The organism is Erythrobacter sp. W302b, from assembly GCF_046452395.1.
Classification (GTDB): domain Bacteria; phylum Pseudomonadota; class Alphaproteobacteria; order Sphingomonadales; family Sphingomonadaceae; genus Erythrobacter.
This window is the reverse complement of sequence record NZ_JBKFDH010000001.1, coordinates 30989-54694: the sequence shown is the minus strand read 5'-3', so window position 1 is coordinate 54694 and position 23706 is coordinate 30989. Positions and strand designations below refer to the sequence as shown.

Sequence of the window (23706 nt, the reverse complement as noted above, 5' to 3'; positions counted from 1 at the left end):
GGCATGACGCTGGCATCCACGGAAAAGGGCGCCGGAATTGCTCCCGGCGCCCTTTTGTGTGTGTGGTGAAGGGATCAGGCGCCCTGCGGTGCCTCATCACCCTTTCCGAAGCGCTTGCCCGCCCGGGGGATCGCCGAGCCGCGCACCTGCGCCGGAACGCTGAGGCCGCGCGGCGTATCGGGACGGTCGATCTTGCCGTTTTCGAGCAGCGACTTGATCTCATCGCCCGTCAGCGTCTCGTATTCGAGCAACGCCTGAGCCAGCAGGTGGAGCTGATCTTCGTTGGTCTTGAGGATATCGGTCGCGCGGGCATGAGCACCTTCGACCAGACCCTTGATCTCGCTATCGATCAATTCGTTGGTCTGGCCCGAACGGAATGTCCGCTGCGATGCGCCATAACCCAGATAGCCTTCGGACTGCTCCTCATACTGGAGCGGGCCGAGCTTGTCCGACATGCCCCACTGGGTCACCATGCTGCGCGCCAGTTTGGTCGCATACTGGATATCCGACGAAGCGCCCGAACTGACCTTGTCATGGCCGAAGATGATCTCTTCCGCCACGCGGCCACCCATCGAGACCGAGAGGTTCGCGTGCATCTTGTCCCGGTGGTAGGAGTAGCTGTCGCGTTCCGGCAGACGCATCACCATGCCCAGCGCGCGGCCGCGCGGGATGATGGTGGCCTTGTGGATCGGATCGGACGCAGGCTCGTGCACCGAGACGATCGCGTGACCGGCTTCGTGATAGGCAGTCATCCGCTTTTCATCGTCAGTCATGACCATGCTGCGACGCTCGGCGCCCATCATGACCTTGTCCTTCGCGTCCTCGAACTCCTGCATCGCCACCAGCCGCTTGTTGCGGCGGGCAGCCAGTAAGGCAGCTTCGTTGACGAGGTTGGCGAGATCAGCGCCCGAGAAGCCCGGCGTGCCGCGCGCAATCACGCGCGAATTGACGTCGGGAGCCAGAGGCACCTTCTTCATGTGCACAGCGAGGATCTTCTCGCGCCCGTCGATATCCGGGATCGGCACAACCACCTGACGATCGAAGCGACCCGGGCGCAACAGCGCCGGATCGAGCACATCGGGACGGTTGGTCGCCGCGATGATGATGATGCCCTCGTTGGCTTCGAAGCCGTCCATTTCGACCAGCAGCTGGTTCAGCGTCTGCTCGCGTTCGTCATTCGAATTGCCGAGGCCGTTGCCACGTGAACGGCCGACGGCGTCGATTTCGTCGATGAACACAATGCAGGGCGCGTTCTTCTTCGCCTGTTCGAACATGTCGCGCACGCGGCTGGCGCCGACGCCGACGAACATTTCCACGAAGTCCGAGCCCGAAATGGTGAAGAACGGCACGCCCGCCTCACCCGCGATGGCGCGGGCGAGCAGCGTCTTGCCGGTACCGGGCGAGCCGACCAGCAGCGCGCCCTTGGGGATCTGGCCGCCGAGCTTGGAGAAGCGCTGCGGATCGCGCAGGAATTCAACGATTTCCTGCAATTCCTCGCGCGCTTCATCAATGCCGGCGACATCATCGAAGGTGACCTTGCCCGACCGTTCGGTCAGCAGCTTGGCCTTGGACTTGCCGAAGCCCATCGCGCCGCCGCCGCCGCCTTTCTGCACCTGACGCAGCGCGAAGAACGCGATGCCGAGGATCAGCAGAAACGGCAGGGAATTGAGCAGGATGAACAGCAGAACGTTCTGCCCCTCACGCTGCGTGCCGGTGAAGCGCACGCCATTGTCTTCCATCAGCTTGGTGATTTCGACATCATTGGGCACGGGCACTGTGCTGAATGGCTCGCCATTCTTGAGCGTTCCGGTGATGAGCTCGGCGCCCATCTGCACGTCCTGCACTTCGCCTTCGGCGACCGCGGCGCGGAAATCGGAATAGCGGATCGCGGTCCCCGTTGTCTGGCCCGCGTTGCTGAACATGGTCACGACCAGCAGCAGGGCAAGGAAGATCCCGCCCCAGATCATCAGCTGCTTGACCCAGGGGTTGGGGCCGTCGCCTTGCGGCTGGGGATCGTTTTGCTGACTCATTGCAAGGGATTCCTTTCGTCAACCTGCAATGTAGGACGCGCTTGGTGAATGGCAAGATAATGCGCAAGCTGGGGCATGATGCTAATTTTCGAACAGCGTGATGCGAATTATCGATCCGCTGCGCACGGCTCCGCCGGATTGCCATAGGCGGCGAGGAACACATCGACCGCACCTGCGATCCGCTGATCGCACGCTTCCGGGGTGACGAGAGCGCCGAAGCGACGTTCGAGATCGCCCATGCCCTTGCACATCGACACAAATTGTTCGGCCGCCAGCAAGGGATCAGGGATCGCCAGCTCGCCTGCCGCCACCGCATGGCTGAGGTAGGCCGCAAAGGCATGCTTCATTCGCCACGGCCCGGCTTCGAGAAAGGCCGCACCGATAGCCGGTTCAACCTCGGTTTCGGCAGCGACGCGACGTTCGAACTGGATCATTTCCGGGCGGGAGAGAAAGGCGCAGATCGCCTGGCCGATCGCAGTCAGCCGCTCACGGACCGTCCCGTGGACGGTGCCTTCGAGCGAGAAATGCCCGCGAATCTTCTCGCATTCACATTCGACCGCCGCGGTGAACAGCGCCCGCTTGTCGCCGAACTGGTTGTAGATCGTGACCTTGGATACGCCCGCGTCAGCGGCGACCTGTTCAATCGCGGTCGCGGCATAGCCGTGATGGAAAAAATGATGCGCCGCAGTCTCGACAATCGCCGCACGCTTGGCGGCATCAAGAGGTCGACCCGCTTTTCGGCGAACAAGTTTTTTTTCAGGACTGGCTGAACGCCCGATTGACAAAATGAACGGCTCCGTTCAGTTAAACGCTGCCGTTCAATAATGGTGCGAGTCTCTCCCTCGCGCAACCCTCTCCGCTGATAAAGGTTCCTGCCGCCGTGCTTTGGATCGCCATCAGGATGCTCACCGGGGACGCCCAGAAGTTCTATGGGCTGTTGTTCGGTATAGGTTTTTCCACGCTCCTCATCACCCAGCAGATGACGATCTTCGTCAATCTGGTCGAGCGCGGGGCGAGCGGTGTTTACAACGCGCCCGAGGCCGAAGTGTGGGTGATGGACCCGGTCAGCCGCACCACCGATGTGCAATATGCCATGCCGAGCACGGCGCTCGACCGGGTGCGCTCGGTCAAGGGGGTCGAATGGGCCGTCCCGCACCTGCGCGCGGTCGCCAATGTGCGCACGGCGGACGGCGATCTGGAAGGCGTGGCGGTGATCGGGGTGGACGATTCGACGCTGATCGGCCTGCCTGAGCGCATGGCCAAAGGCGACAAATCGGTGATGTTCGCGCCCGACAGCGTGGTGATCGACGACACCGGAACCACCCGCTTCTTCCCGCCCGAACAAGACCCGATTGGCGAGCGGCTGGAGCTCAACGACCAGCGCGCCGTCATCCGCGGCATTGCGGATTCGATCCCCAGCTTCACCAGCACCGTGGTGCTCTACACCCGCTATTCCAATGCGCTGAATTTCGTCCCTGGCACCCGCAACCGGCTGAGCTTCGTGCTCGTCGGCGTGAGCGAAGGGCAGACGCCGCAAGAGGTCGCCGCACGGATCGAGGCCGAGACCGGATTGAAGGCCGAGACCCGTGAGGAATTTTCGCAAGCGGGCGTCAACTTCATCATCGAGAACACCGGCATCCCGACCAATTTCGGCATCACCGTGTTCCTCGGCTTTGTTGTCGGCGTGGCGATTGTCGGCCTGACCTTCAGCCTGTTCCTGCGCGACAACATCAAGCAATTCGGCGCGCTGAAAGCGATCGGTGTCACCAACTCCAAGATCATCCAGATGGTCGCAGCCCAGGCCGGCATGGTCGGCATCATCGGCTATTCGCTGGGTGTGGTCGGCACGGTCGCCTTCATCAAGGCGTTCAGTGGCAATCCGTTCTTCAAGGGTTTCTACATCCCCTGGCAGATCCCGCTCATCAGTCTGGCCGCCGTGGTGGTCATCCTCGCCATCACCGGCCTGATCGCCATCCGCAGCGTGCTCAATACCGAACCGGCATCGGTGTTCAGGTGAGCGGGGAGGCGACCATGGACACGACGACACTAGGCGGCTGCGCGCCCGAAGCGGCGATCTGCGCGCGCGGCATCTCCCGCGATTTCGAGACCGGGCAGACCACCATCCGGGTGCTGCATGACATTAATACCGACATCCGCCCGGGCGAGATGACCTATGTCGTGGGCGAAAGCGGATCGGGCAAGACGACGCTGATCTCGATCATGTGCGGCATCCTCTGGCCGACCGAGGGCGAAGTGAGGGTGTTCGGCACCGACATCTACAAGCTGTCGGACACCGACCTTGTGAATTTCCGCCTCAACAACATCGGCTTCATCTTCCAGCAGTATAACCTGATCCCCTCAATCGATGTCGCCAGCAACGCCGCCGTCCCGCTGATCGCGCAAGGGATGCCGCGCGAGGAAGCGCGCGAGCGGGCCAAGGTGCTGCTCGACAAGCTCAATATCGGCAATCAGGCCGACAAGCTGCCGCGCCAGCTTTCGGGCGGGCAGCAGCAGCGTGTCGCCATCGCCCGCGCGCTGGTGCACGAGCCCCGGCTGGTGGTGTGTGACGAGCCGACCGCTGCGCTCGATGCCTCGTCGGGCCGCCGGGTCATGGATCTGCTGCGCGAAGTCGCCGTGGCGCCCGACCGGGCCTGCATCATCGTCACGCACGACAACCGCATCTTCGATCTCGCTGACCGCATCATCGTGCTGGAAGACGGGCGTATCACGCATGACGGCAGGGAAATGCCCGATGGCCACTAATGCCGCCCCAGACACCCTTTCCCTCTCCCTCCTGAATCCGCCGAGGACGCCATGTTCCGCAACCTAAGCTTTGCCCGCCAGATCCTGCCGATTGCGGCGCTGATCGGTCTCGCCATCGGCGCTTGGCTGATCTTCGTCGGCCTGCCCGACCGCTCCACGTCCGAGCCGGTCGAACAGCCCCCCAAGGCGGTCGGCACGCTGGCCAATCAGCCGCGCGTGGCGGGGGCCGGGATTGTCGAGCCGTCGAGCGAAGTGATCGACATCGGCTCGGCCTTGTCGGGCCTTGTCACCGATGTCCGCGTGCGTCCGGGGGACCGCGTGGCCAAGGGCGAAGTGCTGTTCACGGTCGATGCCCGCGCCGCCCGTGCGAGCCTCGATCAGGCCGCGGCCGCGATCAATGAAGCACGCGCTTCGATTGCCGAAGCCAGCGCGGCGCAGAAAACCGCCCGCGAACAGCTGGCGCTCTATCGCAGCCTCTCGGACCCCGCTGCGGTCAGCCGCGCCGAAGTGATCCGCGCCGAAGGTGAGGAAGCCGCCGCGACCAGCCGCCTCGGCCTCGCCCGCGCGCGACTTGCCGCCGCGCAATCCGCCGCCGCCGCCGCCCGCACCGAGATTGAGCGGCTCGTGGTCCGCGCCCCGATTGCGGGCGAGATCCTCGCGGTCAATATCCGCCCCGGCGAGTTCGTCGCCACGCAGGGCGGAGGCAGCAGCCAGCCCTTCATCCAGATGGGCGAGACCAATCCGCTTCACGTCCGCGTCGATATCGACGAGAACGAAGTGGCACGTGTCGCTCTGGGCGAACCGGCGGTCATCTCCCCGCGCGGTGCGGCGGAGCTGCACGTCAACGCCACCTTCGTGCGGGCCGAACCGCAAGTGGTGCCCAAGCGCTCGCTCACCAACTCGGCGGCGGAACGGGTCGATGTGCGGGTGCTCCAGCTGATCTACGCGCTGCCGCCGTCGGATGCCTTCCGGGTCGGCCAGCAGATCGACGCCTTCATCCCCGCCAAGCCCGGCCAGCCTGCCAAGCAGGGGAACTAAGGCGATGCGCCGCCTGCCCACCGCCCTCGCCGCAGCAATGCTGCCGCTGACCCTCGCGGCCTGCATCGCCAACCCTGCGCCGGAGATCGCCACCCCGCCGCCCGATCTGCCGCCCGCGTTCTTCTACCAGCCCGACAGCGCGGCCGGGGCAGAGCTTGCCGCGCTGATGCCGCAGGGCGATCCGGCATGGCAGACGCTGTCCGAAGCGGCCATCGCCGACGGGCCGAGCCTCGCCGAAGCGCTCGCCCGGATCGACAGCGCCCGCGCGGGCGCGCGCCGCGCCGGGGCCGACCGGCTGCCGAACATCACCGCCGATGGCGATGTCACCCGCAACCGCATCAACCCGGCGCAGTTCGGGCAGGCGGGCCAGCAGGGCTTCATTCCGCGCGAACAATCCTCCTATGGTGCCAATATCGTCGCCAGCTGGGACCCGGATCTGTTCGGGCAGCTGAAGGCGCAGGAACGCGCCGCGATTGCCCGGATCGATGCCGCCAGCGCGCAGGCGCAAGGCGTGCGCCTGGCACTGCTGGCCGAGATTGCCGCCAGCGTGACCGATTGGCGCGTGCTTGATGCCCGCGCCGCCGCCATCGAGGCTGACGCCGCAGCCGCCCGGCAGCTCGCGAGCCTTGCCAAGGTGCGCGAGGATGCCGGGATCGCCCCGGGGTTCGACCGCGTCCGGGCGGAAGCGACCGCGAGCTCCTCCGCCGTGCGCCTCGCCGCACTGGACAGCGAACGCGCGCGCCTGGTCGGTCGGCTGGTCACCTTGACCGGGCAGGACGGCGCCAGTGTCCGCGCGGCGCTCGCCGCCCCCGCGCCGGTGCTGGCCCCTGCGCCTGCGCCTGCCGGGCTCCCGTCAGACCTGCTCGCCAATCGGCCCGATGTCGCCGCCGCCGCTGCCAACCTCGCCGCGAGCGACGCCGATCTCGCCGCCGCCGCGCGCGCGCGCTTCCCGCGCATCACACTCTCCGGCGTGATCGGGCTGCTCGCCTTCGATCCCGAGGATTTCTTCGACAGCGATTCGATCATCGGGACGCTGACGGCAGGGATCGCCGGACCGCTGCTCGATTTCGGGCGGGTGGGCGCCGGGATCGACGCTGCCGCTGCCGACAAGCGCGCCGCTTTCGCCGCCTATCGCGGGGCGGTGTTCACCGCGCTTGGCGATGCCGAGGCCGCTTATGGCGTGGTCACTGCCGCCGATAAGGAAGCCCAGCTTTCCGTGGCCGAACGCGATCAGCTGACCCGCGCAGCGAGCCTTGCCGAGACCCGCTACCGCGCGGGTCTCGCCAGCTTCCTCGAAGTGCTCGAAGCGCGCCGCGCCGCCGATGCCAGCGGCGAACGCGCGGCCGCTGCGTTGGGCCGGGCGCAGCGCGCGCGGATCGTGCTGTGGCAGGCGTTGGGCGGCGAGGTCGTAGCCTTGCAGTGATCAATCGCCGTTCGTCCTGAGCTTGTCGAAGGACTGCTTTGTCTTCGGAGTTATTGCTCAAAAGAAAGTGCAGGGCTTCGACAAGCTCAGCCCGAACGGGTTTCGGCTACCCCCGGCGCTGGATCAAGGCTGACCGCTCACACCGGCACACCACTTCATCGCGCTGGTTCCACATTTCATGCGTCCAGGTGACGATCCCGGCATCGGGGCGGGACTTGCTTTCCCGCAGGTCCTTCACCTCACTCACCGCGCGCAGGGTATCGCCGATGAAAACGGGCTTGGGGGTGACGACCTTGTCGAAGCCGAGATTGGCGACCAGCGTGCCGAGTGTCGTATCGCCCACCGACAGTCCGACCAGCAGGCTGAAGGTGAAGGTCGAATTCACCAGAATCTGCCCATAGCCGCTCGCCTTGGCCGCTTCGACATCCAGATGCAGCGGCTGCGGGTTGTGGGTCATCGTGGAGAACAGCAGGTTGTCCGTCTCGGTCACAGTACGGCGGATGTCATGCTCGATCCGCTCACCCACCACCCATTCGTCGAAGAACTTCCCGGCCATCAGCCCTGCTCCGCCCAGCGCGCGACGACATCGGCGCCGTCATCCGCGCTCGACCGGACCGCGCCCGGCGTGCGACTGAAACGCGGGGCGGGCGCGGTGTGCCACATTCCGTCATGCTCCACATAAGCGCCGCGCGCCTTCATGTGCGGGTGCTCGCGCACCTCATCAATGCCAAGCACCGGGGCAAAGCAAGCGTCGGTGCCTTCCAGAAGCTCGCACCACTCGGCCTGCGTCTTGGTAAGGAACAGCGCCGCCAGCTTCGCGGCGTAATCGTCCCAATTGGTCGGGATCATCTGGCCCTGCGCCAATTCTGCGGGCGCACCGGCGCGCTGGAGCATCTCGGCATAGAACTGCGGCTCAATCGACCCGAGCGAGATTTCCTTCCCGTCCGCGCAGCGGAAGCAGCGGTAGAAATGCGCCGCGCCGCCGAGCATCCCTTTGCCGCGCTCCGTGGTGACGTGCGGCAAGTGGCGCACCCCGAAGAAGAAGCTCATCAGGCTGGTCGCCCCGTCGACGATGGCGGCATCGACCACCTGACCCTTGCCGGAGCGTTCGCGTTCATAGAGCGCGGCCATGATCCCGAAGGCGCAATACATCGACCCGCCGCCGAAATCGCCGACAAGGTTTTGCGGCGGGGTCGCGGTCTCGCCCGCCTTGCCGACCGCCGCAAGCGCGCCCGTAATGGCGATGTAATTGATGTCATGCCCCGCGGCCTGTGCGAGCGGGCCGTCCTGCCCCCAGCCGGTCATCCGCGCATAGACAAGGCGCGGGTTGGCAGCGAGCAGCTCGTCCGGCCCCAACCCCAGACGCTCCATCACCCCGGGGCGGAAGCCTTCGATCAGCACGTCGGCGGCGGCGGCGGCGGCACGCACGGTCGCTTTGCCCTCATCGCTTTTCAGATCGACCGCGAGCCGGTGGCGGGCGCGCTCCACCACCGGGTTGCTGACGCCGGCACCCGGCCGATCGATCCGCACCACTTCTGCGCCCAGATCGGCCAGCAGCATCGCCACGTGCGGGCCGGGGCCGATCCCGCTGAATTCAAGAACGCGAAGGCCCGCAAGCGGCCCGGACGGATGGCTCATATATCTCTCCCTTTCGGCAAGCCTTAAGCGCGCCGCAAAGCCAAGAGCAAGTCTCCACATTGCCAGCCCCATCCCAAGGCGCTCCATCGCAGCGCAAAGGCAAAATTGCTTGTGACGGGCCGCGCAGTCTTTACCTGCACTCCCATGCGAAGTCTGACCCATCTTGAACGGCTTGAGGCCGAGAGCATCCATATCTTCCGCGAAGTCGTGGCCGAGGCGGAAAACCCGGTCATGCTCTATTCGGTGGGCAAGGACAGCTCGGTCATGCTGCATCTGGCGCGCAAGGCCTTCTACCCCGCGCCGCCACCCTTCCCGATGCTGCATGTGGCGAGCGGGTGGGATTTCGCCGATCTGCTCGCCCACCGCGACAAGACCGTGCGCGACTATGGGCTGAAGCTGATCATCGCCCAGAACGAAGACGCCGAGGCGCAGGGGATCAACCCCTTCGACACCGGCAGCGCGCTCTACAGCCAGGCGCAGCTGACCGATCCGCTGAAGCGCGCCCTGACCGCGCATGGCTTCGACGCGGCCTTCGGCGGCGGGCGGCGCGACGAGGAAAAGGCGCGCGCGAAGGAGCGCATCTTCTCCTTCCGCTCAGCCGCGCACCGCTGGGACCCCAAGAACCAGCGCCCGGAGCTGTGGAACCTCTACAACGCCAAGAAGACCAAGGGCGAAAGCATCCGCGTCTTCCCGATCTCGAACTGGACCGAGCTCGACATCTGGCAATATATCGCGCTGGAAAAGATCGACATCGTGCCGCTCTATTTCAGCAAGCCCCGCCCGACGGTGGAGCGTGACGGGATGATCCTCGTGGTGGATGACGACCGCTTCCGGCTGGAACCGGGCGAGGAGCCCGTCACCCGCTCCGTCCGCTTCCGCACGCTGGGCTGCTACCCGCTGACCGGCGCCACCATCAGTGACGCGACGGAAATGAACGACATCATCCAGGAAATGCTGCTCGCGACGGGATCGGAACGCCAGGGCCGCGCGATCGACAAGGGGCAATCGGCCAGCATGGAAGACAAGAAGCAGGAGGGGTATTTCTGATGGACACGCCCTCCTCCTTCCAGACCGACGCCCTCATCGCCGAGGATATCGACGCCTATCTCGAGGCGCACCAGCACAAGAGCCTGCTGCGCTTCATCACCTGCGGCTCTGTCGATGATGGCAAGTCGACCCTGATCGGACGGTTGCTGTACGATTCCAAGATGATCTTCGAAGACCAGCTTGCGGCGCTCGAATCCGACAGCATCAAACACGGCACGCAAGGCGGGGACATCGACTTCGCCCTGCTGGTCGATGGCCTCGCGGCCGAGCGCGAGCAGGGGATCACGATCGACGTCGCCTATCGCTTTTTCACGACCGCAAAGCGCAAGTTCATCGTCGCGGATACGCCGGGGCACGAACAATACACCCGCAACATGGTCACGGGCGCCTCGACCGCCGACCTTGCGGTGATCCTGATCGATGCGCGCAAGGGCGTGCTGCAACAGACGCGGCGGCATTCCTACCTCGTTCACCTGCTGGGCATCCGCCATGTGGTGCTGGCGGTGAACAAGATGGATCTGGTCGGCTATGACCAAGCCGTGTTTGACCGGATCGTGGCCGATTACCGCGCCTTCGCCACCAGCATCGGGATTGCCGACTTCACCGCGATCCCGATCTCGGGCTTCAAGGGCGACAATATCACCGCGGCTTCGGCCAACACGCCGTGGTATGGCGGGCCGTCGCTGATCCACTATCTCGAAACCGTCGAGGTCGACGCCGCTGCCGCGCAAGCCCAACCCTTCCGCATGCCGGTGCAATGGGTCAATCGCCCCAATCTCGATTTCCGCGGCTTTGCGGGCCAGATCGCCAGCGGCACCATCCGCCCGGGCGACGCGGTGCGGATCGTGCCTTCGGGCAAGACCAGCACGATCAAGACGATCACCACGTTTGACGGCGACTTGGAGGAGGCGGTGGCGGGCCAGTCCGTCACGCTCACGCTCGCCGACGAGGTCGATTGCAGCCGGGGCGACCTCATCGCCGCCGCGGGCGATCCGCCGCAGGCCTCCGACCAGTTCTGCGCGACCTTCGTGTGGATGGACGAAGAGGCGCTGAAGCCCGGGCGCGGCTATTGGCTCAAGCTCGGCACGCAGATGGTCACCGCCACCGTGCAGCCGCCCAAATACGAGATCGACGTCAACAGCCTCGAACATCTCGCTGCCAAGACGTTGACGCTCAACGCCATCGGGGTCGCCGAATTCGCGACCGACCGTCCGATCGCCTTCGAGCCCTATAGCGCCAACCGCCAGCTCGGCGGGTTCATCCTGATCGACAAGTTCACCAACGCCACGGTCGCCGCCGGGATGATCGAATTCAACCTGCGCCGCGCGGACAATGTCCACTGGCAGCCGGTCGCGATCACCCGCGACAATCACGCGGGGATGAAGAACCAGAAGCCCAAGGTGCTGTGGTTCACCGGCCTGTCGGGCTCTGGCAAATCGACCATCGCCAACGAGGTCGAAAAGCAGCTGTTCGTGATGAACCGCCACACCTTCCTGCTCGATGGCGACAATGTGCGCCACGGCCTGAACCGCGATCTCGGCTTTACCGAGGCGGACCGGATCGAGAATATCCGCCGCGTAGGCGAGGTCGCCAAGCTGATGGCGGATGCCGGGCTGATCGTGCTCACCGCCTTCATTTCGCCCTTCCGGGCCGAGCGGCAGATGGTGCGCGAGATGCTGCCCGAAGGCGAGTTCATCGAAATCTTCGTCGATACCCCGCTCTCCGTCGCCGAAGCCCGCGATGTGAAAGGCCTCTACAAGAAGGCGCGGTCCGGCCAGCTCAAGAACTTCACCGGGATCGACAGCCCCTATGAGCCGCCTGAGGCACCCGAAATCCGCGTCAACACAGTGGACATGACGCCGGAGGAAGCCGCGCGCTTCATTATCCAGCAGATCCTGCCGCTCAAATGACGCTGACCGATCTTGATGATGCCGCGCTGGCGGCGCGGCTGGCCTACGCGGCCGGGCAACTGGCGCTGGACGTGCGGGCCGGATCGGGCCTGACCGGCAAGGCGCTGGGCGATGCGGGCGATGCTGCCGCCAATCGTTTGCTGTGCGATGCGATCCGCACGGCGCGGCCCGAGGATGGCCTGCTTTCGGAAGAAGAGAAGGACGATACCCGGCGCTGTTCCCAAAGCCGGGTGTGGATCGTCGATCCTGTCGATGGCACCCGCGAATATGGCGAGGCGCGGTCCGATTGGGCGGTGCATGTCGCGCTTGCGGTGGACGGTGTGGCGAGCATCGGCGCGGTCGCGCTGCCCGACCTCAACGGCGGCGTGGTGCTGCGTTCTGACCAGCCGCAGCCGCTCCCGCCCATGGCGGCCCGCCCGCGCTTTCTCGTCAGCCGCAGCCGCCCCGCGCCCGAGGCCGAGGAGGTCGCCAAAGCGCTGGGCGGCGATCTGGTGCCGATGGGCAGCGCCGGGGCCAAGGCGATGGCCGTGGTGCGCGGCGAGGCGGAGGTCTATCTCCACTCCGGCGGCCAGCACGAATGGGACAGCTGCGCCCCCGTGGCCGTGGCGCTGGCGCACGGGCTCCACTGCTCGCGCATCGACGGCAGCCCGCTCGTCTACAACCAGCCTCTCACCTATATGCCCGATCTCCTGATCTGCCGCGCCGAATGGGCCGAACGGGTGCTCGCCGAAGTGGCGCGCATCGCTGGAAGCCCGTGACTGAGCCGCGGCCCCGCCGCCGCATGGTGAAAATCGCAGCAAGCCTAACGCGATTTTAAGGGCTTTGCGGGCAATGTTCCGGCTGAAAACCGGGACACGACCTCGCATGAATGCTCCTTTCGATGCCACCGCCGCGCTTGGGCGCAAGGGCCTCGCCCATCCCGCACCGGATCATCAGGTTGCGGTGATTGGCCTTGGCTATATCGGCCTGCCAACCGCCGCGCTGCTCGCCAGCTACGGCTGGAGCGTGTGCGGCGTTGATGTCTCGCAGAAGGTGGTCGACACCGTGAATGCGGGCGGCGTGCACATTGAAGAGCGCGACCTCGACAAGCTGGTGCACGACGCGATCACCGCGCAAACACTGGTCGCCTCGACCGAGGTGCCGACCGCCAGCTTCTACATGATCGCCGTCCCCACGCCACTGGGGCCGGATAATTCTCCCGACATCTCCTATGTCGAAGCCGCCGCCCGCGCGATTGCGCCCCGGATTGTGCCGGGCGCCTGCGTCATCGTCGAAAGCACCTCGCCCGTCGGCACGACCGAGCGCGTCGCCGCGATCATCGCCGAAGCGCGCCCCGATCTGGTTGTCCCCCGCGATGGCTGCGAGGACGAGGCGGACATCGCGCTGGCCTATTGCCCCGAGCGCGTGCTGCCGGGCCGGATCGTCAACGAGTTGGTGCATAATGACCGCGTGATCGGCGGTGTTACCCCGACCTGCGCCGAACGCGCGGCTGTGCTCTATACGAGCTTCGTCAAGGGCGACTGCCTCACCACCACCGCGCGCGTGGCCGAGACGGTCAAGCTGGTCGAAAACTCCTTCCGCGACGTCAACATCGCCTTCGCCAACGAACTGTCGATGATCGCCGATGTGATCGGGGTGGATGTGTGGGAGGTGATCCGCCTCGCCAACCGTCACCCGCGCGTCAACATCCTCCAGCCCGGCCCCGGCGTGGGCGGGCACTGCATCGCGGTCGACCCGTGGTTTCTCGTCGCCGGCGCGCCTGAGGCCGCGCGACTGGTACGCACCGCGCGCGAGGTCAATGATCACAAGGCGGTGCACACCGAAAGCAAGATCCGCGCGCTGCTGGATGCCGCGCCCGAGGGCAAGGTCGCGCTGCTCGGCCTTGCCTTCAAGCCCGACATCGACGACTTCCGCGAAAGCCCCGCGCTCGAAATCGCCGAGGCCCTTTCCCACACGCATGGGAACCGCATAGTGGTGGTCGAGCCCTTTACCGAAGAATTGCCCAAGGCGTTCAAAGGCACGGGGGCAACGCTGGTGACGCTTGACGCCGCGCTGCGGCAGGCGGAAATTGTGGTGGTGCTGGTCGATCACACCGCGTTCAAGCATCTCTCCGCCGCCGATCTGGCGGGCAAGCTGGTGTTCGACACGCGGGGCATGTTGCGGCGATGACAGACCGCGGCGGGCTGCCCCGCATTCTGGTGACCTTCGGCACCCGGCCCGAAGCGATCAAGATGTTCCCGGTGGTCGCCGCGCTGCGGGAAACCGGGCGGTTCGATGTGAGGGTCGTGGTGACCGCGCAGCACCGCGAGCTGCTCGATTCCGTGCTGGCGCTGGCCGGTCTGGTGCCCGATGTCGACCTCGATCTGATGCAGCCGGATCAGTCGCTCGATGCGCTCTCATCGCGGCTCATAACGCGTTTTGGGCAGGTTTTGGACGAGTTGCGGCCCGATCATGTGCTGGTGCATGGCGACACATTGACGACGATGATGGCCAGCCTCGCGTGCTATTTCCGGCGCATCCCGGTGGGGCATGTGGAGGCGGGTTTGCGCAGCGGCGACATCTATTCGCCCTGGCCCGAAGAGGTGAACCGCAAGGTGACAGGCGTGATCGCCGACCTGCACTTCGCGCCGACCGCAACGGCGGCAGCGGCCTTACGCCTCGAAAACGTGAATGAAAAATCCATTCACGTGACCGGCAACACCGTGATCGATGCACTGCTTTACGCGCGGGCAAAGATCGCGGCCGACCCCGCTCTGGCACCGGCGATCGCCCCGCTCAAGGCGCGATTTGCGGGCAAGCGGATCATCGCCGTGACAGCCCACCGACGCGAGAATTTCGGGGCCGGGATGGTGCAAATTGCACAGGCTTTGCAGATGCTTGCCGCACGCGATGACGTGGCGATCATCTATCCGCTGCACCCCAATCCCAACGTTGGCGGCGTGATGCAACCGGCGCTGGCGGGGCGCGACAACATCGCGCTGATCAACCCGCTGGATTACCTCGATTTTGTGGCGATGATGGCGGCGAGCGATATCGTGCTGACCGACTCCGGCGGCATTCAGGAGGAAGCCCCCAGCCTCGGCAAGCCGGTGCTGGTGATGCGCGACACGACCGAGCGGCCGGAAGGTGTCGCCGCCGGGACAGCCAAGCTGGTCGGCGCTGATGCGGCTGTCATTGTTGCAGAAACATCGCGCCTGCTGGATGATCCGGCCGCCTATGAGGCCATGTCCCGCGCGCACAATCCCTATGGCGACGGCACCGCCAGCCGGCAAATCGCCACCATCATTGCGGGCACTTTTCCGTAGGCTTTCGCCTTGGCAGCGGCCCCGCAAGATGGCGAGGAACGGGTTGAGACCCAGCGATTGGCGAAGCTCAAAGCGTGCGGATAATCCCCGAAAAGTCGGTGCCCGCATTGTCCTTGGCAAAGGCTTCGTAGATCGCGCGCGCGTGTTCGCCCAGCGCCACCGTTGCGCCCGCGCCTTGCGCCGCTTCCATGGCGAGGCGCAGGTCTTTCAGCATCAGGCCCGCCGCGAACCCGCCCTGATAGTCGTTGTCCGCGGGGGTCACCGGGCCAACGCCGGGAACCGGGCAATAGGACGTCATCGACCAGTTCTGCCCGCTCGAGACGCTGGAAATGTCGTAGAACGTCTGCGCATCCAGCCCCAGCTTCTGCGCCATGGCAAAGGCTTCGCAGGTGCCGATCATGTGGATCGCAAGCAGCATGTTGTTGCAGATCTTGGCCGCCTGCCCCGTCCCCGCTGCGCCAGCATGGATCACCGCCTTGCCCATCGCGTCAAGGATCGGCTTGGCGCGGGCGAAGGCCGCGTCAGAGCCGCCGACCATGAAGGTGAGCGTGCCGCCCGCCGCCGCGGCGATCCCGCCGGACACAGGCGCATCGACCATCTGGTAGCCATGCTGTTCGGTAACGGCGATCACCTCGCGCGCGGTGGCAACATCGATGGTCGAGCAATCGAGCAGGATCGCGCCTTCCGGGGCGTGGCCGATAACGTCGTCCCAATAGACCTGCTGCACGATGGCGCCGTTGGGCAGCATCGAGACGACCGCTTCAGCGCCTTCGCAGGCTTCCTTCGCGGTGGCGAATGTGCTGCACCCCGCATCGCGCGCAGACGCAAGTGCGGGTTCGCTGAGATCGAACGCGCGGACATCATGGCCCGCCTTCACAAGGTTCGCGGCCATCCCGCCGCCCATGTTACCGAGGCCGATAAAGGCGATTTTCATGGCTTTCCTCTCTCCCGTCTTCCCAGCGAAAGCTGGGATCTCAAGCGGCTGGGTGCCGCGCTCGAAGCCCTAGGCCCCAGCTTTCGCTGGGGTGACGCCTGAACCTACCGCCCCTTCCACTGGCCTTCGCGCTTCTCGATAAACGCCGCCATGCCCTCGACCTTGTCCTCGGACGCGGCGAGGATCTGGAAGATCCGGCGCTCGACAATCAGGCCCTGATCGAGGGTCATCTCGAAGGCCGAGTTCACCATTTCCTTGTTGGCGATCACCGCCATCGGCGGCATCCCGGCGATCGTCGCAGCCGTCTTGAGCGTCTCGGCGATCAGTTCCTCATGCGGAACCACGCGGGCGACGAGGTTGCTGCGCTCCGCTTCGGTCGCATCCATCATCCGCCCGGTGAGGCACATTTCCATCGACTTCGACTTGCCGATCGCACGGGTCAGCCGCTGCGATCCGCCCATGCCCGGAGCCACGCCGAGCTTGATTTCAGGCTGGCCGAAGCGCGCCTTGTCCGAAGCGATGATGAAGTCCGCCATCATCGCCAATTCGCACCCGCCGCCCAAGGCAAAGCCATTCACCGCCGCGATCCACGGCTTGCGGGTCTTCTTGACGATTTCGCTCGTCCAAGGGCTGAAGAAATCGTCGATGTAGAAGTCGGCCGCCACCTTCTCGCTCATTTCCTTGATGTCGGCCCCGGCGGCAAAGGCCTTGTCGCCGCTGCCGGTGAGGATTGCGCAGAGCTGCGAGCCATCGGCCTGATAGGCGGCAAAGGCGTGGATCAGCTCTTCGAGAACCTTCGAGTTGAGCGCGTTCAGTGCCTGCGGGCGGTTGATCGTCAGCAGCGTGACGCCGGTGGTGCCGCGCGCATTCGGCTCGGCGGTGATGGTTTCGTATGTGGCCATCGGCCTTTCTCTCCTTCGTCACCCTGAACTCGTTCCAGGGTCCATGCTTCGGCCCGCACCGACTGCGCTATTGGCAAAATGGATGCTGAAACACGTTCAGCATGTCGGTGCTGGGGGGGTGATTAGCTGAGCGGTGCCCACTCCTCGCTCTCGGGCAGGGGCGCGAAGATTGCGTCGAGCAAATCCTCGGTCACGCCTTCGGGGGTAGCCGGGTCCCATTTGGGATCATTGGTCTTGTCGACAATCACCGCGCGCACGCCCTCAGCGAAATCCGGGCGGGTCAGCACGCGGCTGGCGATGCGGTATTCCATGCGCATATTGTCGGCGAAGTCGGTCAGCGCCGCACTTTCCGCCAGCTGGCGCAGCGCGACCTTGCAGGTCTGCGGGCTCTTGGTGCCGAGCGTATCGCGTTCCTTGATCGCCCAGTCGTCACCGGCATCGGCAGCCGCTTCGAGGCTGGCGAGGATGTCCTCGTAGGAATCGGACGCGAAATGCTTGGCGATCCGATCCGCGTTGGACTCGATCCGCGCTTTGGGAGGGGTACCGACCGGTTCGCTGAGGATGCCCGAAATCCGATCGGGATGATCGTGAATGCGCGCCTTCAGGTCCTCAACCATGTTGTGCGGGACATAATGCGTGGCCAGCCCGGTCCACAGGCATTCGGCCCCATCGAGCCGCGCCCCCGTCAAGGCCAGGAACTGGCCCAGCCTGCGCCCGAGCCGCGACAGATACCAGCCGCCGCCCACGTCAGGGAACAGTCCGATCCCGGTCTCGGGCATGGCGAACCGGGTGTTCTCGGTCGCGACGCGATACTTCGCGGGCTGCGAAATCCCCACGCCGCCGCCCATCGTGATGCCGTCCATGAAGGCGACGATGGGCTTGTCATAGGTGAACATCTGGTGGTTGAGCTGGTACTCGTCGTGGAAGAACCGCCGTCCCGATGCACCGCCATCATTCAGCGCCGAGTTGCGCAGGAAGGCGATATCACCGCCCGCACAGAACCCGCGCCCTTCGGCATGATCGAGGATCACCGCCTTGATGCTGTCGTCGCCTGCCCACGCCGTCAGCGCCGCGCTCATCGCGTGGCACATCTCCAGCGTCAGCGCGTGAAGCGCCTTGGGGCGATTGAGGCTGATATGGCCGATCGGGCCATTGGTGCGGATGAGAACGTCTTCGGTCATTGCCCCGGTTCTTTCGGTTCGATCAGGTCCCAGCGATTGCCAAATGGATCGCTGAAGACGGCAACTGTGCCATAGGTTTCGTGGCGCGGCTGCTCGTGAAACTGCACCCCTGCATCGATAAGCCGCGCATGGGTACCTGCAAAATCATCGGTGTGCGCAAAGAAGCCGACTCGCCCGCCGGTTTGCTTGCCGATGGCAGCGGCTTGCGCGTCGTTGGCGGCCTTCGCAATCAGCAACCGCCCACCCTCGGCTCCGCCAACCACGACCCAGCGCTTGCCTGCGCCCATATCGCGGTCCTCGATCAGCTGGAACCCGAGCGCGCCCACACAGAATGCGATCCCTGCGTCGTATTCGGGCACCACCAATGTCGTCAGGGCAAGACGCACGGCGCTCACTGGCGCAGCAGGTCGCGGCCCACCACCATCCGCATGATCTGGTTGGTGCCTTCAAGGATCGAGTGGACGCGCAGATCGCGCCAGAAGCGCTCGATCGGGTAGTCCTGGAGGTAGCCGTAACCGCCGAACAATTGCAGCGCGCGGTCGACGACCGACGAGCCATTATCCGTCGCCAGCCGCTTCGCCATCGCGGAAAAGCGGGTCTTGTCAGGCGCGTTGTCGGTGACCTTGGCCGCCGCGAGATAAAGCAGCGCACGCGCGGCTTCGAGATCGGTCGCCATATCGGCGAGCATGAACTGGGTGTTCTGGAACTCGGCCACGGCCTGCCCGAACTGCTTGCGGCCCTTGGTGTACTGGATCGCCTCGTCAAGACACCGCTGCGCCCCGCCGAGCGAGCAGGCGCCGATGTTCAGCCGGCCGCCATCCAGCCCCATCATCGCGATGCGGAAGCCTTCGCCCTCGCCGCCGACGAGATTTTCGACCGGCACGCGCACATCTTCGAGCACCAGTTGCGCAGTCGGCTGCGAATGCCAGCCGAGCTTCTTTTCGTTCGCGCCGAAGCTGACGCCGGGCATGTCCTTTTCGATCACGAGGCAGGAAATGCCCTTCGGCCCATCCTCGCCGGTGCGGACCATCACCGCGTAGATCTCGTTCGCGCCCGCGCCCGAAATGAACTGCTTGGTGCCGTTGACGATGAAGTGGTCGCCGTCCCGCCGTGCCGTGGTGCGCAGGGCGCTGGCGTCCGATCCGCTCGAGGGTTCGGTCAGGCAGTAGCTGGCGATTTTGTCCATGGTGACGAGATCGGGAAGGTACTTGGCCTTGACCGCCTCGCCGCCGAAGCGGTCGATCATCCACGCGGCCATATTGTGGATCGAGATGAAGGCGCTGGTAGAAGGGCAGCCATAGGCCATCGCCTCCATGATCAGCGCCGCTTCCAGCCGCCCGAGCCCGATGCCGCCTGACTGTTCGGAGACGTAGATCGCGCCAAAGCCGAGTTCGGCGCTGCGCTGGATCGTCTCGCGCGGGAAAATGTGCTTTTCGTCCCATTCGGCCGCGTGGGGCGTGATCTGGTCGGCGGTGAAGCGCTGCGCAACCTCGCGGATGGCAAGCTGGTCTTCGGTGAGTTGAAACTGTCCGTGCATGGCAGGTGCTCTAGCCGCCTTGTTCGCCCTCGAAAAGAGCGGCGCGGGATCATGGCTTGCGGAAATTTGCTAGTGTGGCGTGTCCGTGCCACATCGGGATGCATTGATGGGGCGTATGTATCCGAATGATAAGCACAACTGTGACCCTGATCTTCGTCTATAATGCCAAGAGCGGCCTGATTTCGGCATTGGGCGACATGGTGCACAAACTCGTGTCGCCATCAACCTACCCCTGCGCCTTGTGCGCGCTGACCTATGGCAAGGTCTCGATGCAGGGCGAGTGGCGGCGGTTCCTTGACGGGACCGGTCTGCCGACGCGGTTCCTCTACCGCGACGAGTTTCGCCGCCAACCGGAGGGGGGCGATCTGGCCTTACCGGTGATCCTGCTGAGCGGGCGAGCGCCGGTGCCGGAGGTGCTGGTCAGCGCGGCGGAGCTTGATGCGCTACCCGATCTGACCGCCCTGATCGCCTTGCTCGAAACACGGCTGGCGGCGGCTATGCACGAGCGCGCCGGGCAGACCGGCGGGTGATCAACCGCGGATGACCGCCTCGGCCTCGATCTCGATCTTCCATTCGGGGCGGCACAGCCAAGCCACGCCAGCCATGGTCGCCGCCGGACGGGCCGCGCCGAAGAACTGCGCATGGACCGCCCCCACCGCATCCTGATCGGCCGGATCGGTGAGCAGCATCCGGGTGCGCACCACGTCTGCCGCGCTGCCGCCCAATTCCTCGATCGCGGCCACGATGATCGCGCAGACCCGCGTCGCCTGCGCGGCGGCATCGCCGGGCGTGGTGGAGCCATCCGGTTCGACCGGGCCGGTCCCGGCGACGATAATCCGATTGCCCTCTCGCACCGCACGGGCGAAACCGAAGATCGCCTCGTATGGGGAGCCCGATGTCACCCTGTGCCGGGCCGCTGTGTCATCCGTCATCCGCAGGTAATCTCGACGATCTTCATCTGCGCGTCATACCGCACATTCACCCGATCCTCACGGTAATCCATCGTCCAGGCCGCATTCGGCGGGCCCCAGCGCAGGGTCCGCGCGCCGCTGTCCTTGAGGATCGCTTCCCCGTTCGATTGCGACGCCGTGCGGCCGACGTGGGACTGCGCCGCTGCGGCATTGCACACCATCGGCGCGGGCGGCGGAGGCACAGGCTCGGCCCCATCGGACGCCGTGTCGTTGATACTCACGACGCAACCCGACAGCGCGAGCGTCGCGATCCCCAGAATAGCCTGCTTCATGACGTCCTCCCTCGGATGAGAGGCATGCATAGCAAGCGGTGGACAGCGATTGAAGCACGCATAGGCGCTTGCGCACATATCGCGGCCGAAGCGCGCGCTAATTCTTGTGCTTTTCCAGCTCGTCGCCAGTCACGCTCACCACGTGGAGCAGGTTGGTCGCCCCCGGCATCCCGAACGGCACCCCGGCGAGCACGATCAGCTTGGCCCCCGCGCTGGCGAACTTGTGCCGCAGCGCCATGCGCTTGCCCTTGCCGATCATTTCCTCGAAGCTGCCGATGTCCTTGGTCGCCACCGCGTGTGCGCCCCACAGCAGCGCCATCCGGCGTGCGGTGCGGATCGAAGGGGTCAGCACGAGCACCGGAGTCGCCGGACGCTCGCGCGCCACCCGGCGGGCGGTCGAGCCGCTGGTGGTGAACACAGTGATCGCGCTGATCGGCACGGTATCGGCGATGGTCATGCAGGCATGGGCCAGCGCGTCGGAAGTGGTCGCATCGGGCGGCGTATCGAGGAAACGCACCCGCGCCTTGTAGCCTTCGTCCCGCTCCACCTGCACCGCGATGCGGTCCATCATCGCGACCGATTCTTCCGGCCATGCCCCCGCTGCGCTTTCGGCCGAGAGCATCACGGCGTCGGCCCCGTCATAGACCGCGTTGGCGACGTCGGAGACTTCCGCGCGGGTCGGCGTCGGAGCCTCGATCATGCTCTCGAGCATCTGCGTCGCCACGATCACCGGCTTGCCCGCCCGGCGCGCGGCGTTGACGATGCGCTTTTGCAGCGGCGGCACCTCGTAGGGCTCCAGCTCGACGCCCAGGTCGCCGCGGGCGACCATAATGCCGTCAGCCAGTTCGATGATCGCATCGAGCCGTTGGACGGCCTGCGGCTTTTCGATCTTGGCGCAGATCGCGGTGCCATGGGTGCCAATCAGCTTGCGGGCTTCGGCGATGTCCTCTGGTCGCTGCACGAAGCTGAGGCCGATCCAGTCGGCCCCGTGCTCGGTGGCGAAGGCGAGATCGCGGCGGTCCTTCTCGGTCAGCGCCGGGATCGGCACCTCGGCATCGGGGACGTTGACGCCCTTGCGGTCGGAGATCACCCCGCCGACTTCGGCGCTGCACAGGATGCGGCTGTCATCGGCTTCGAGCACCTTCAGGCGGATCTTGCCGTCATTGATCAGCAGGCGCTGGCCACGCTCCATGATGCCGAACAGTTCCGGGTGCGGCAGGCAGACGCGGTTTTCGTCGCCCGGCGTCTCGTCGCGGTCGAGCACGAAGTGGCCCGAATGGCGGATCACCGCCTGACCATCCTTGAACGTGCCGACGCGCAGCTTGGGCCCTTGCAGGTCCGCAAGGATCGCAATCGGGCGGGCGAACTGCTTTTCGAGCGCCCGGATCGCGTGCACCGCCGCCTCGTGATCGGCATGTGCGCCGTGGCTCATGTTGAGGCGGAAGGCATCGGCCCCCGCCCGCACCAGGCGCTCAAGCATCTCGGGCGAGCGGCTGGCCGGTCCGATGGTGGCGAGAATTTTGACCTTGCGGCCGCGCGGGTCGATCCGTGACTGATCGCGTCGTGACATTTTTGGTGATCCCTCGTTAGGGTCGCCTATGGCACACCCGTTTTTCAACTCAAGGAAAAGCCGCGATGAATAGCAATGCCGATCCGCTCGACAGCCTCGATGACGCGCAGGCCGCCGCCGCCTTCCGCCGGTTGGTGCGGCATCTGCGGCACCGGCACGATGCCCAGAACATCGATCTGATGGGGCTCGCCGGGTTCTGCCGCAATTGCTTGGCCGACTGGATTCGCGATGCGGGCTACCCCGGCGACAAGGAAGCCGCACGCGAAGTGATCCACGGGATGCCCAGTGCGGAATGGAAAGCGACCCGCCAGACCCCGGCAACCGAAGAACAGCTCGCCCGGATGGCCGAGAGCGTGGCGAAGAACGCAGAATAGGCCCGTCCCACCCCATCCTTTCAGGACGGGGTGGGACCGGCGCAGGAACTTTTGCACAGCGCCTTCAACGCATAGCCCCGCGCGGCTATCGCACCGGGAAACCGATTCTCACACAATATGGAGCCCCCCCATGGCCGACGAAGCCCAATCGACCGATGACCGCCTGCGCCTGCTGATCGAGCGCATCGAACGCCTCGAGGAAGAAAAGAAGGGCATCGCCGACGACATCCGCGACGTCTACATGGAAGCCAAGGCGGTCGGCTATGATCCCAAGATCATGCGCCAGATCGTGCGTCTTCGGAAGATGAAGCCCGATGATCGCAGCGAGCAGGACATGCTGCTGGAGACCTACAAGACCGCGCTCGGGATGGCGTGAGGCGGCAGGCCTGCGCGCGTCTGTCATTGAAATTGCGCCAAGCTGTGTTATCTCGGTAAGACAGCATTGAGAGGAGACACTCCCATGGCATCCCCCTGGAAAGATTCGCGCGGCGTCATCGTCAGCACCACCCCGACGCTCGAAGGCCGTCCGATCCAGGACTACCTCGGCATCGTCACCGGCGAGGTGATCGTCGGCGCGAACCTGTTCCGAGATCTGTTCGCCAACATCCGCGACATCGTCGGCGGGCGGTCGGGGAGCTATGAACGCATCCTCGCCGATGCCCGCACGCAGGCGATTCAGGAGCTTCAGGCCGAAGCGGCGGCACTGGGCGGCAATGCCGTGGTTGCAATCGACCTCGACTACGAGGTGATCGGCCCCAACGGTTCGATGCTGATGGTGAGCGCCAGCGGCACGGCGGTGCGGGTCTGACCG

At 65.4% G+C, this 23706-nt stretch carries 25 protein-coding genes; 13 read left to right on the top strand and 12 right to left on the bottom strand.

The features are described 5' to 3' along the window. Nucleotides 1–74 precede the first annotated feature (74 nt). Both ftsH and ACLBKT_RS00295 read right to left on the bottom strand, forming a co-directional pair. The gene (gene ftsH, locus ACLBKT_RS00300; protein ID WP_410181007.1) at nucleotides 75–2030 is read right to left on the bottom strand and encodes an ATP-dependent zinc metalloprotease FtsH; all 1956 of its coding nucleotides are present in this window, start codon (nucleotides 2028–2030) and stop codon (nucleotides 75–77) included. A gap of 107 nt (nucleotides 2031–2137) precedes the next feature. Continuing rightward, a complete protein-coding gene (locus ACLBKT_RS00295; RefSeq protein ID WP_410181006.1) occupies nucleotides 2138–2815 on the bottom strand; it encodes a TetR/AcrR family transcriptional regulator in 678 nt (225 codons plus the stop codon). Between the two features lie 95 nt (nucleotides 2816–2910). Between ACLBKT_RS00295 and ACLBKT_RS00290 the strand changes: the two genes are divergently transcribed. The 4 genes from ACLBKT_RS00290 to ACLBKT_RS00275 are packed head-to-tail and all read left to right on the top strand — an operon-like array spanning nucleotide 2911 to nucleotide 7254. Beyond that, on the top strand, nucleotides 2911–4047 hold the full coding sequence (locus ACLBKT_RS00290; protein WP_410181005.1) for an ABC transporter permease: 1137 nt from the start codon (nucleotides 2911–2913) through the stop codon (nucleotides 4045–4047). A gap of 14 nt (nucleotides 4048–4061) precedes the next feature. Then, nucleotides 4062–4793 (top strand): ABC transporter ATP-binding protein, encoded by a 732-nt coding sequence (locus ACLBKT_RS00285; RefSeq protein WP_410181004.1) that lies wholly within the window; start codon nucleotides 4062–4064, stop codon nucleotides 4791–4793. Nucleotides 4794–4844: 51 nt separating this feature from the next. Beyond that, nucleotides 4845–5831, top strand: coding sequence for an efflux RND transporter periplasmic adaptor subunit (locus tag ACLBKT_RS00280; RefSeq protein ID WP_410181003.1), 987 nt, complete (start codon nucleotides 4845–4847; stop codon nucleotides 5829–5831). Between the two features lie 4 nt (nucleotides 5832–5835). Next, nucleotides 5836–7254 carry an efflux transporter outer membrane subunit gene (locus tag ACLBKT_RS00275; protein ID WP_410181002.1) on the top strand — a complete coding sequence of 473 codons (1419 nt, stop codon included), beginning with the start codon at nucleotides 5836–5838 and terminating at the stop codon, nucleotides 7252–7254. A gap of 106 nt (nucleotides 7255–7360) precedes the next feature. Here the strand turns inward: ACLBKT_RS00275 and ACLBKT_RS00270 are convergent, their stop codons facing one another. After that, nucleotides 7361–7810, bottom strand: coding sequence for a MaoC family dehydratase (locus tag ACLBKT_RS00270; protein ID WP_410181001.1), 450 nt, complete (start codon nucleotides 7808–7810; stop codon nucleotides 7361–7363). Then, nucleotides 7810–8892, bottom strand: coding sequence for a CaiB/BaiF CoA transferase family protein (locus ACLBKT_RS00265; protein WP_410181000.1), 1083 nt, complete (start codon nucleotides 8890–8892; stop codon nucleotides 7810–7812). Before ACLBKT_RS00265 ends, ACLBKT_RS00270 begins: the two co-directional genes overlap by 1 nt. A 144-nt stretch (nucleotides 8893–9036) precedes the next feature. On the opposite strand from ACLBKT_RS00265, the gene cysD reads away from it, so the two are divergent. From cysD to wecB, 5 genes are all read left to right on the top strand, one after another. Then, nucleotides 9037–9939 (top strand): sulfate adenylyltransferase subunit CysD, encoded by a 903-nt coding sequence (cysD, locus tag ACLBKT_RS00260; protein ID WP_410180999.1) that lies wholly within the window; start codon nucleotides 9037–9039, stop codon nucleotides 9937–9939. Further along, nucleotides 9939–11849 (top strand): sulfate adenylyltransferase subunit CysN, encoded by a 1911-nt coding sequence (gene cysN, locus ACLBKT_RS00255; protein WP_410180998.1) that lies wholly within the window; start codon nucleotides 9939–9941, stop codon nucleotides 11847–11849. Before cysD ends, cysN begins: the two co-directional genes overlap by 1 nt. Continuing rightward, nucleotides 11846–12607 (top strand): 3'(2'),5'-bisphosphate nucleotidase CysQ, encoded by a 762-nt coding sequence (locus ACLBKT_RS00250; protein WP_410180997.1) that lies wholly within the window; start codon nucleotides 11846–11848, stop codon nucleotides 12605–12607. The genes cysN and ACLBKT_RS00250 overlap by 4 nt, the downstream gene beginning before the upstream one ends. 106 nt (nucleotides 12608–12713) lie before the next feature. Next, nucleotides 12714–14018: a UDP-N-acetyl-D-mannosamine dehydrogenase gene (wecC, locus tag ACLBKT_RS00245; RefSeq protein WP_410180996.1), complete on the top strand. Its 1305-nt coding sequence runs from the start codon at nucleotides 12714–12716 to the stop codon at nucleotides 14016–14018. After that, the gene (gene wecB / locus ACLBKT_RS00240; protein WP_410180995.1) at nucleotides 14015–15154 is read left to right on the top strand and encodes a non-hydrolyzing UDP-N-acetylglucosamine 2-epimerase; all 1140 of its coding nucleotides are present in this window, start codon (nucleotides 14015–14017) and stop codon (nucleotides 15152–15154) included. Before wecC ends, wecB begins: the two co-directional genes overlap by 4 nt. Nucleotides 15155–15221: 67 nt before the next feature. On the opposite strand, the gene mmsB is transcribed toward wecB, so the two are convergent. The 5 genes from mmsB to ACLBKT_RS00215 all read right to left on the bottom strand — a co-directional run bounded on the left by mmsB (nucleotide 15222) and on the right by ACLBKT_RS00215 (nucleotide 19708). Further along, nucleotides 15222–16088: a 3-hydroxyisobutyrate dehydrogenase gene (gene mmsB, locus ACLBKT_RS00235; RefSeq protein ID WP_410180994.1), complete on the bottom strand. Its 867-nt coding sequence runs from the start codon at nucleotides 16086–16088 to the stop codon at nucleotides 15222–15224. A gap of 104 nt (nucleotides 16089–16192) precedes the next feature. Next, nucleotides 16193–16990 carry an enoyl-CoA hydratase-related protein gene (locus ACLBKT_RS00230; protein ID WP_410180993.1) on the bottom strand — a complete coding sequence of 266 codons (798 nt, stop codon included), beginning with the start codon at nucleotides 16988–16990 and terminating at the stop codon, nucleotides 16193–16195. A 122-nt stretch (nucleotides 16991–17112) separates the two neighbouring features. Continuing rightward, on the bottom strand, nucleotides 17113–18171 hold the full coding sequence (locus tag ACLBKT_RS00225) for an enoyl-CoA hydratase/isomerase family protein (protein WP_410180992.1): 1059 nt from the start codon (nucleotides 18169–18171) through the stop codon (nucleotides 17113–17115). Next, entirely contained in the window at nucleotides 18168–18566 is a 399-nt protein-coding gene (locus ACLBKT_RS00220) for a VOC family protein (protein WP_410180991.1), read from the bottom strand. Before ACLBKT_RS00220 ends, ACLBKT_RS00225 begins: the two co-directional genes overlap by 4 nt. Further along, nucleotides 18563–19708, bottom strand: a complete 1146-nt coding sequence (locus ACLBKT_RS00215) for an acyl-CoA dehydrogenase family protein (RefSeq protein ID WP_410180990.1) — start codon at nucleotides 19706–19708, stop codon at nucleotides 18563–18565. Before ACLBKT_RS00215 ends, ACLBKT_RS00220 begins: the two co-directional genes overlap by 4 nt. A 125-nt stretch (nucleotides 19709–19833) precedes the next feature. Here ACLBKT_RS00215 and ACLBKT_RS00210 point away from each other — a divergent pair, with 125 nt between their 5' ends. Beyond that, the gene (locus ACLBKT_RS00210) at nucleotides 19834–20238 is read left to right on the top strand and encodes a hypothetical protein (protein WP_410180989.1); all 405 of its coding nucleotides are present in this window, start codon (nucleotides 19834–19836) and stop codon (nucleotides 20236–20238) included. On the opposite strand, the gene ACLBKT_RS00205 is transcribed toward ACLBKT_RS00210, so the two are convergent. The 3 genes from ACLBKT_RS00205 to pyk all read right to left on the bottom strand — a co-directional run bounded on the left by ACLBKT_RS00205 (nucleotide 20239) and on the right by pyk (nucleotide 22521). Beyond that, nucleotides 20239–20610, bottom strand: coding sequence for a RidA family protein (locus ACLBKT_RS00205; RefSeq protein WP_410180988.1), 372 nt, complete (start codon nucleotides 20608–20610; stop codon nucleotides 20239–20241). A 26-nt stretch (nucleotides 20611–20636) separates the two neighbouring features. Next, on the bottom strand, nucleotides 20637–20951 hold the full coding sequence (locus ACLBKT_RS00200) for an I78 family peptidase inhibitor (RefSeq protein ID WP_410180987.1): 315 nt from the start codon (nucleotides 20949–20951) through the stop codon (nucleotides 20637–20639). A gap of 97 nt (nucleotides 20952–21048) precedes the next feature. Continuing rightward, nucleotides 21049–22521, bottom strand: a complete 1473-nt coding sequence (gene pyk / locus ACLBKT_RS00195; protein WP_410180986.1) for a pyruvate kinase — start codon at nucleotides 22519–22521, stop codon at nucleotides 21049–21051. Between the two features lie 65 nt (nucleotides 22522–22586). Between pyk and ACLBKT_RS00190 the strand changes: the two genes are divergently transcribed. The 3 genes from ACLBKT_RS00190 to ACLBKT_RS00180 all read left to right on the top strand — a co-directional run bounded on the left by ACLBKT_RS00190 (nucleotide 22587) and on the right by ACLBKT_RS00180 (nucleotide 23703). Beyond that, the gene (locus ACLBKT_RS00190; protein ID WP_410180985.1) at nucleotides 22587–22895 is read left to right on the top strand and encodes a DUF1244 domain-containing protein; all 309 of its coding nucleotides are present in this window, start codon (nucleotides 22587–22589) and stop codon (nucleotides 22893–22895) included. Nucleotides 22896–23025: 130 nt separating this feature from the next. Continuing rightward, a complete protein-coding gene (locus ACLBKT_RS00185; protein ID WP_101794274.1) occupies nucleotides 23026–23271 on the top strand; it encodes a DUF2312 domain-containing protein in 246 nt (81 codons plus the stop codon). An 84-nt stretch (nucleotides 23272–23355) separates the two neighbouring features. Further along, nucleotides 23356–23703 (top strand): heavy metal-binding domain-containing protein, encoded by a 348-nt coding sequence (locus ACLBKT_RS00180; protein WP_410180984.1) that lies wholly within the window; start codon nucleotides 23356–23358, stop codon nucleotides 23701–23703. Nucleotides 23704–23706 lie beyond the last annotated feature (3 nt).

Bases quoted from the DNA above. Each gene is read 5' to 3' on its own strand.
- ftsH (WP_410181007.1), bottom strand. From the start codon at position 2,030: ATGAGTCAGCAAAACGATCCCCAGCCGCAAGGCGACGGCCCCAACCCC.
- ACLBKT_RS00285 (WP_410181004.1), top strand. From the start codon at position 4,062: ATGGACACGACGACACTAGGCGGCTGCGCGCCCGAAGCGGCGATCTGC.
- ACLBKT_RS00280 (WP_410181003.1), top strand. From the start codon at position 4,845: ATGTTCCGCAACCTAAGCTTTGCCCGCCAGATCCTGCCGATTGCGGCG.
- ACLBKT_RS00275 (WP_410181002.1), top strand. From the start codon at position 5,836: ATGCGCCGCCTGCCCACCGCCCTCGCCGCAGCAATGCTGCCGCTGACC.
- ACLBKT_RS00270 (WP_410181001.1), bottom strand. From the start codon at position 7,810: ATGGCCGGGAAGTTCTTCGACGAATGGGTGGTGGGTGAGCGGATCGAG.
- ACLBKT_RS00265 (WP_410181000.1), bottom strand. From the start codon at position 8,892: ATGAGCCATCCGTCCGGGCCGCTTGCGGGCCTTCGCGTTCTTGAATTC.
- cysD (WP_410180999.1), top strand. From the start codon at position 9,037: ATGCGAAGTCTGACCCATCTTGAACGGCTTGAGGCCGAGAGCATCCAT.
- cysN (WP_410180998.1), top strand. From the start codon at position 9,939: ATGGACACGCCCTCCTCCTTCCAGACCGACGCCCTCATCGCCGAGGAT.
- ACLBKT_RS00250 (WP_410180997.1), top strand. From the start codon at position 11,846: ATGACGCTGACCGATCTTGATGATGCCGCGCTGGCGGCGCGGCTGGCC.
- wecC (WP_410180996.1), top strand. From the start codon at position 12,714: ATGAATGCTCCTTTCGATGCCACCGCCGCGCTTGGGCGCAAGGGCCTC.
- wecB (WP_410180995.1), top strand. From the start codon at position 14,015: ATGACAGACCGCGGCGGGCTGCCCCGCATTCTGGTGACCTTCGGCACC.
- mmsB (WP_410180994.1), bottom strand. From the start codon at position 16,088: ATGAAAATCGCCTTTATCGGCCTCGGTAACATGGGCGGCGGGATGGCC.
- ACLBKT_RS00230 (WP_410180993.1), bottom strand. From the start codon at position 16,990: ATGGCCACATACGAAACCATCACCGCCGAGCCGAATGCGCGCGGCACC.
- ACLBKT_RS00225 (WP_410180992.1), bottom strand. From the start codon at position 18,171: ATGACCGAAGACGTTCTCATCCGCACCAATGGCCCGATCGGCCATATC.
- ACLBKT_RS00215 (WP_410180990.1), bottom strand. From the start codon at position 19,708: ATGCACGGACAGTTTCAACTCACCGAAGACCAGCTTGCCATCCGCGAG.
- ACLBKT_RS00210 (WP_410180989.1), top strand. From the start codon at position 19,834: ATGATAAGCACAACTGTGACCCTGATCTTCGTCTATAATGCCAAGAGC.
- ACLBKT_RS00200 (WP_410180987.1), bottom strand. From the start codon at position 20,951: ATGAAGCAGGCTATTCTGGGGATCGCGACGCTCGCGCTGTCGGGTTGC.
- pyk (WP_410180986.1), bottom strand. From the start codon at position 22,521: ATGTCACGACGCGATCAGTCACGGATCGACCCGCGCGGCCGCAAGGTC.
- ACLBKT_RS00190 (WP_410180985.1), top strand. From the start codon at position 22,587: ATGAATAGCAATGCCGATCCGCTCGACAGCCTCGATGACGCGCAGGCC.
- ACLBKT_RS00185 (WP_101794274.1), top strand. From the start codon at position 23,026: ATGGCCGACGAAGCCCAATCGACCGATGACCGCCTGCGCCTGCTGATC.
- ACLBKT_RS00180 (WP_410180984.1), top strand. From the start codon at position 23,356: ATGGCATCCCCCTGGAAAGATTCGCGCGGCGTCATCGTCAGCACCACC.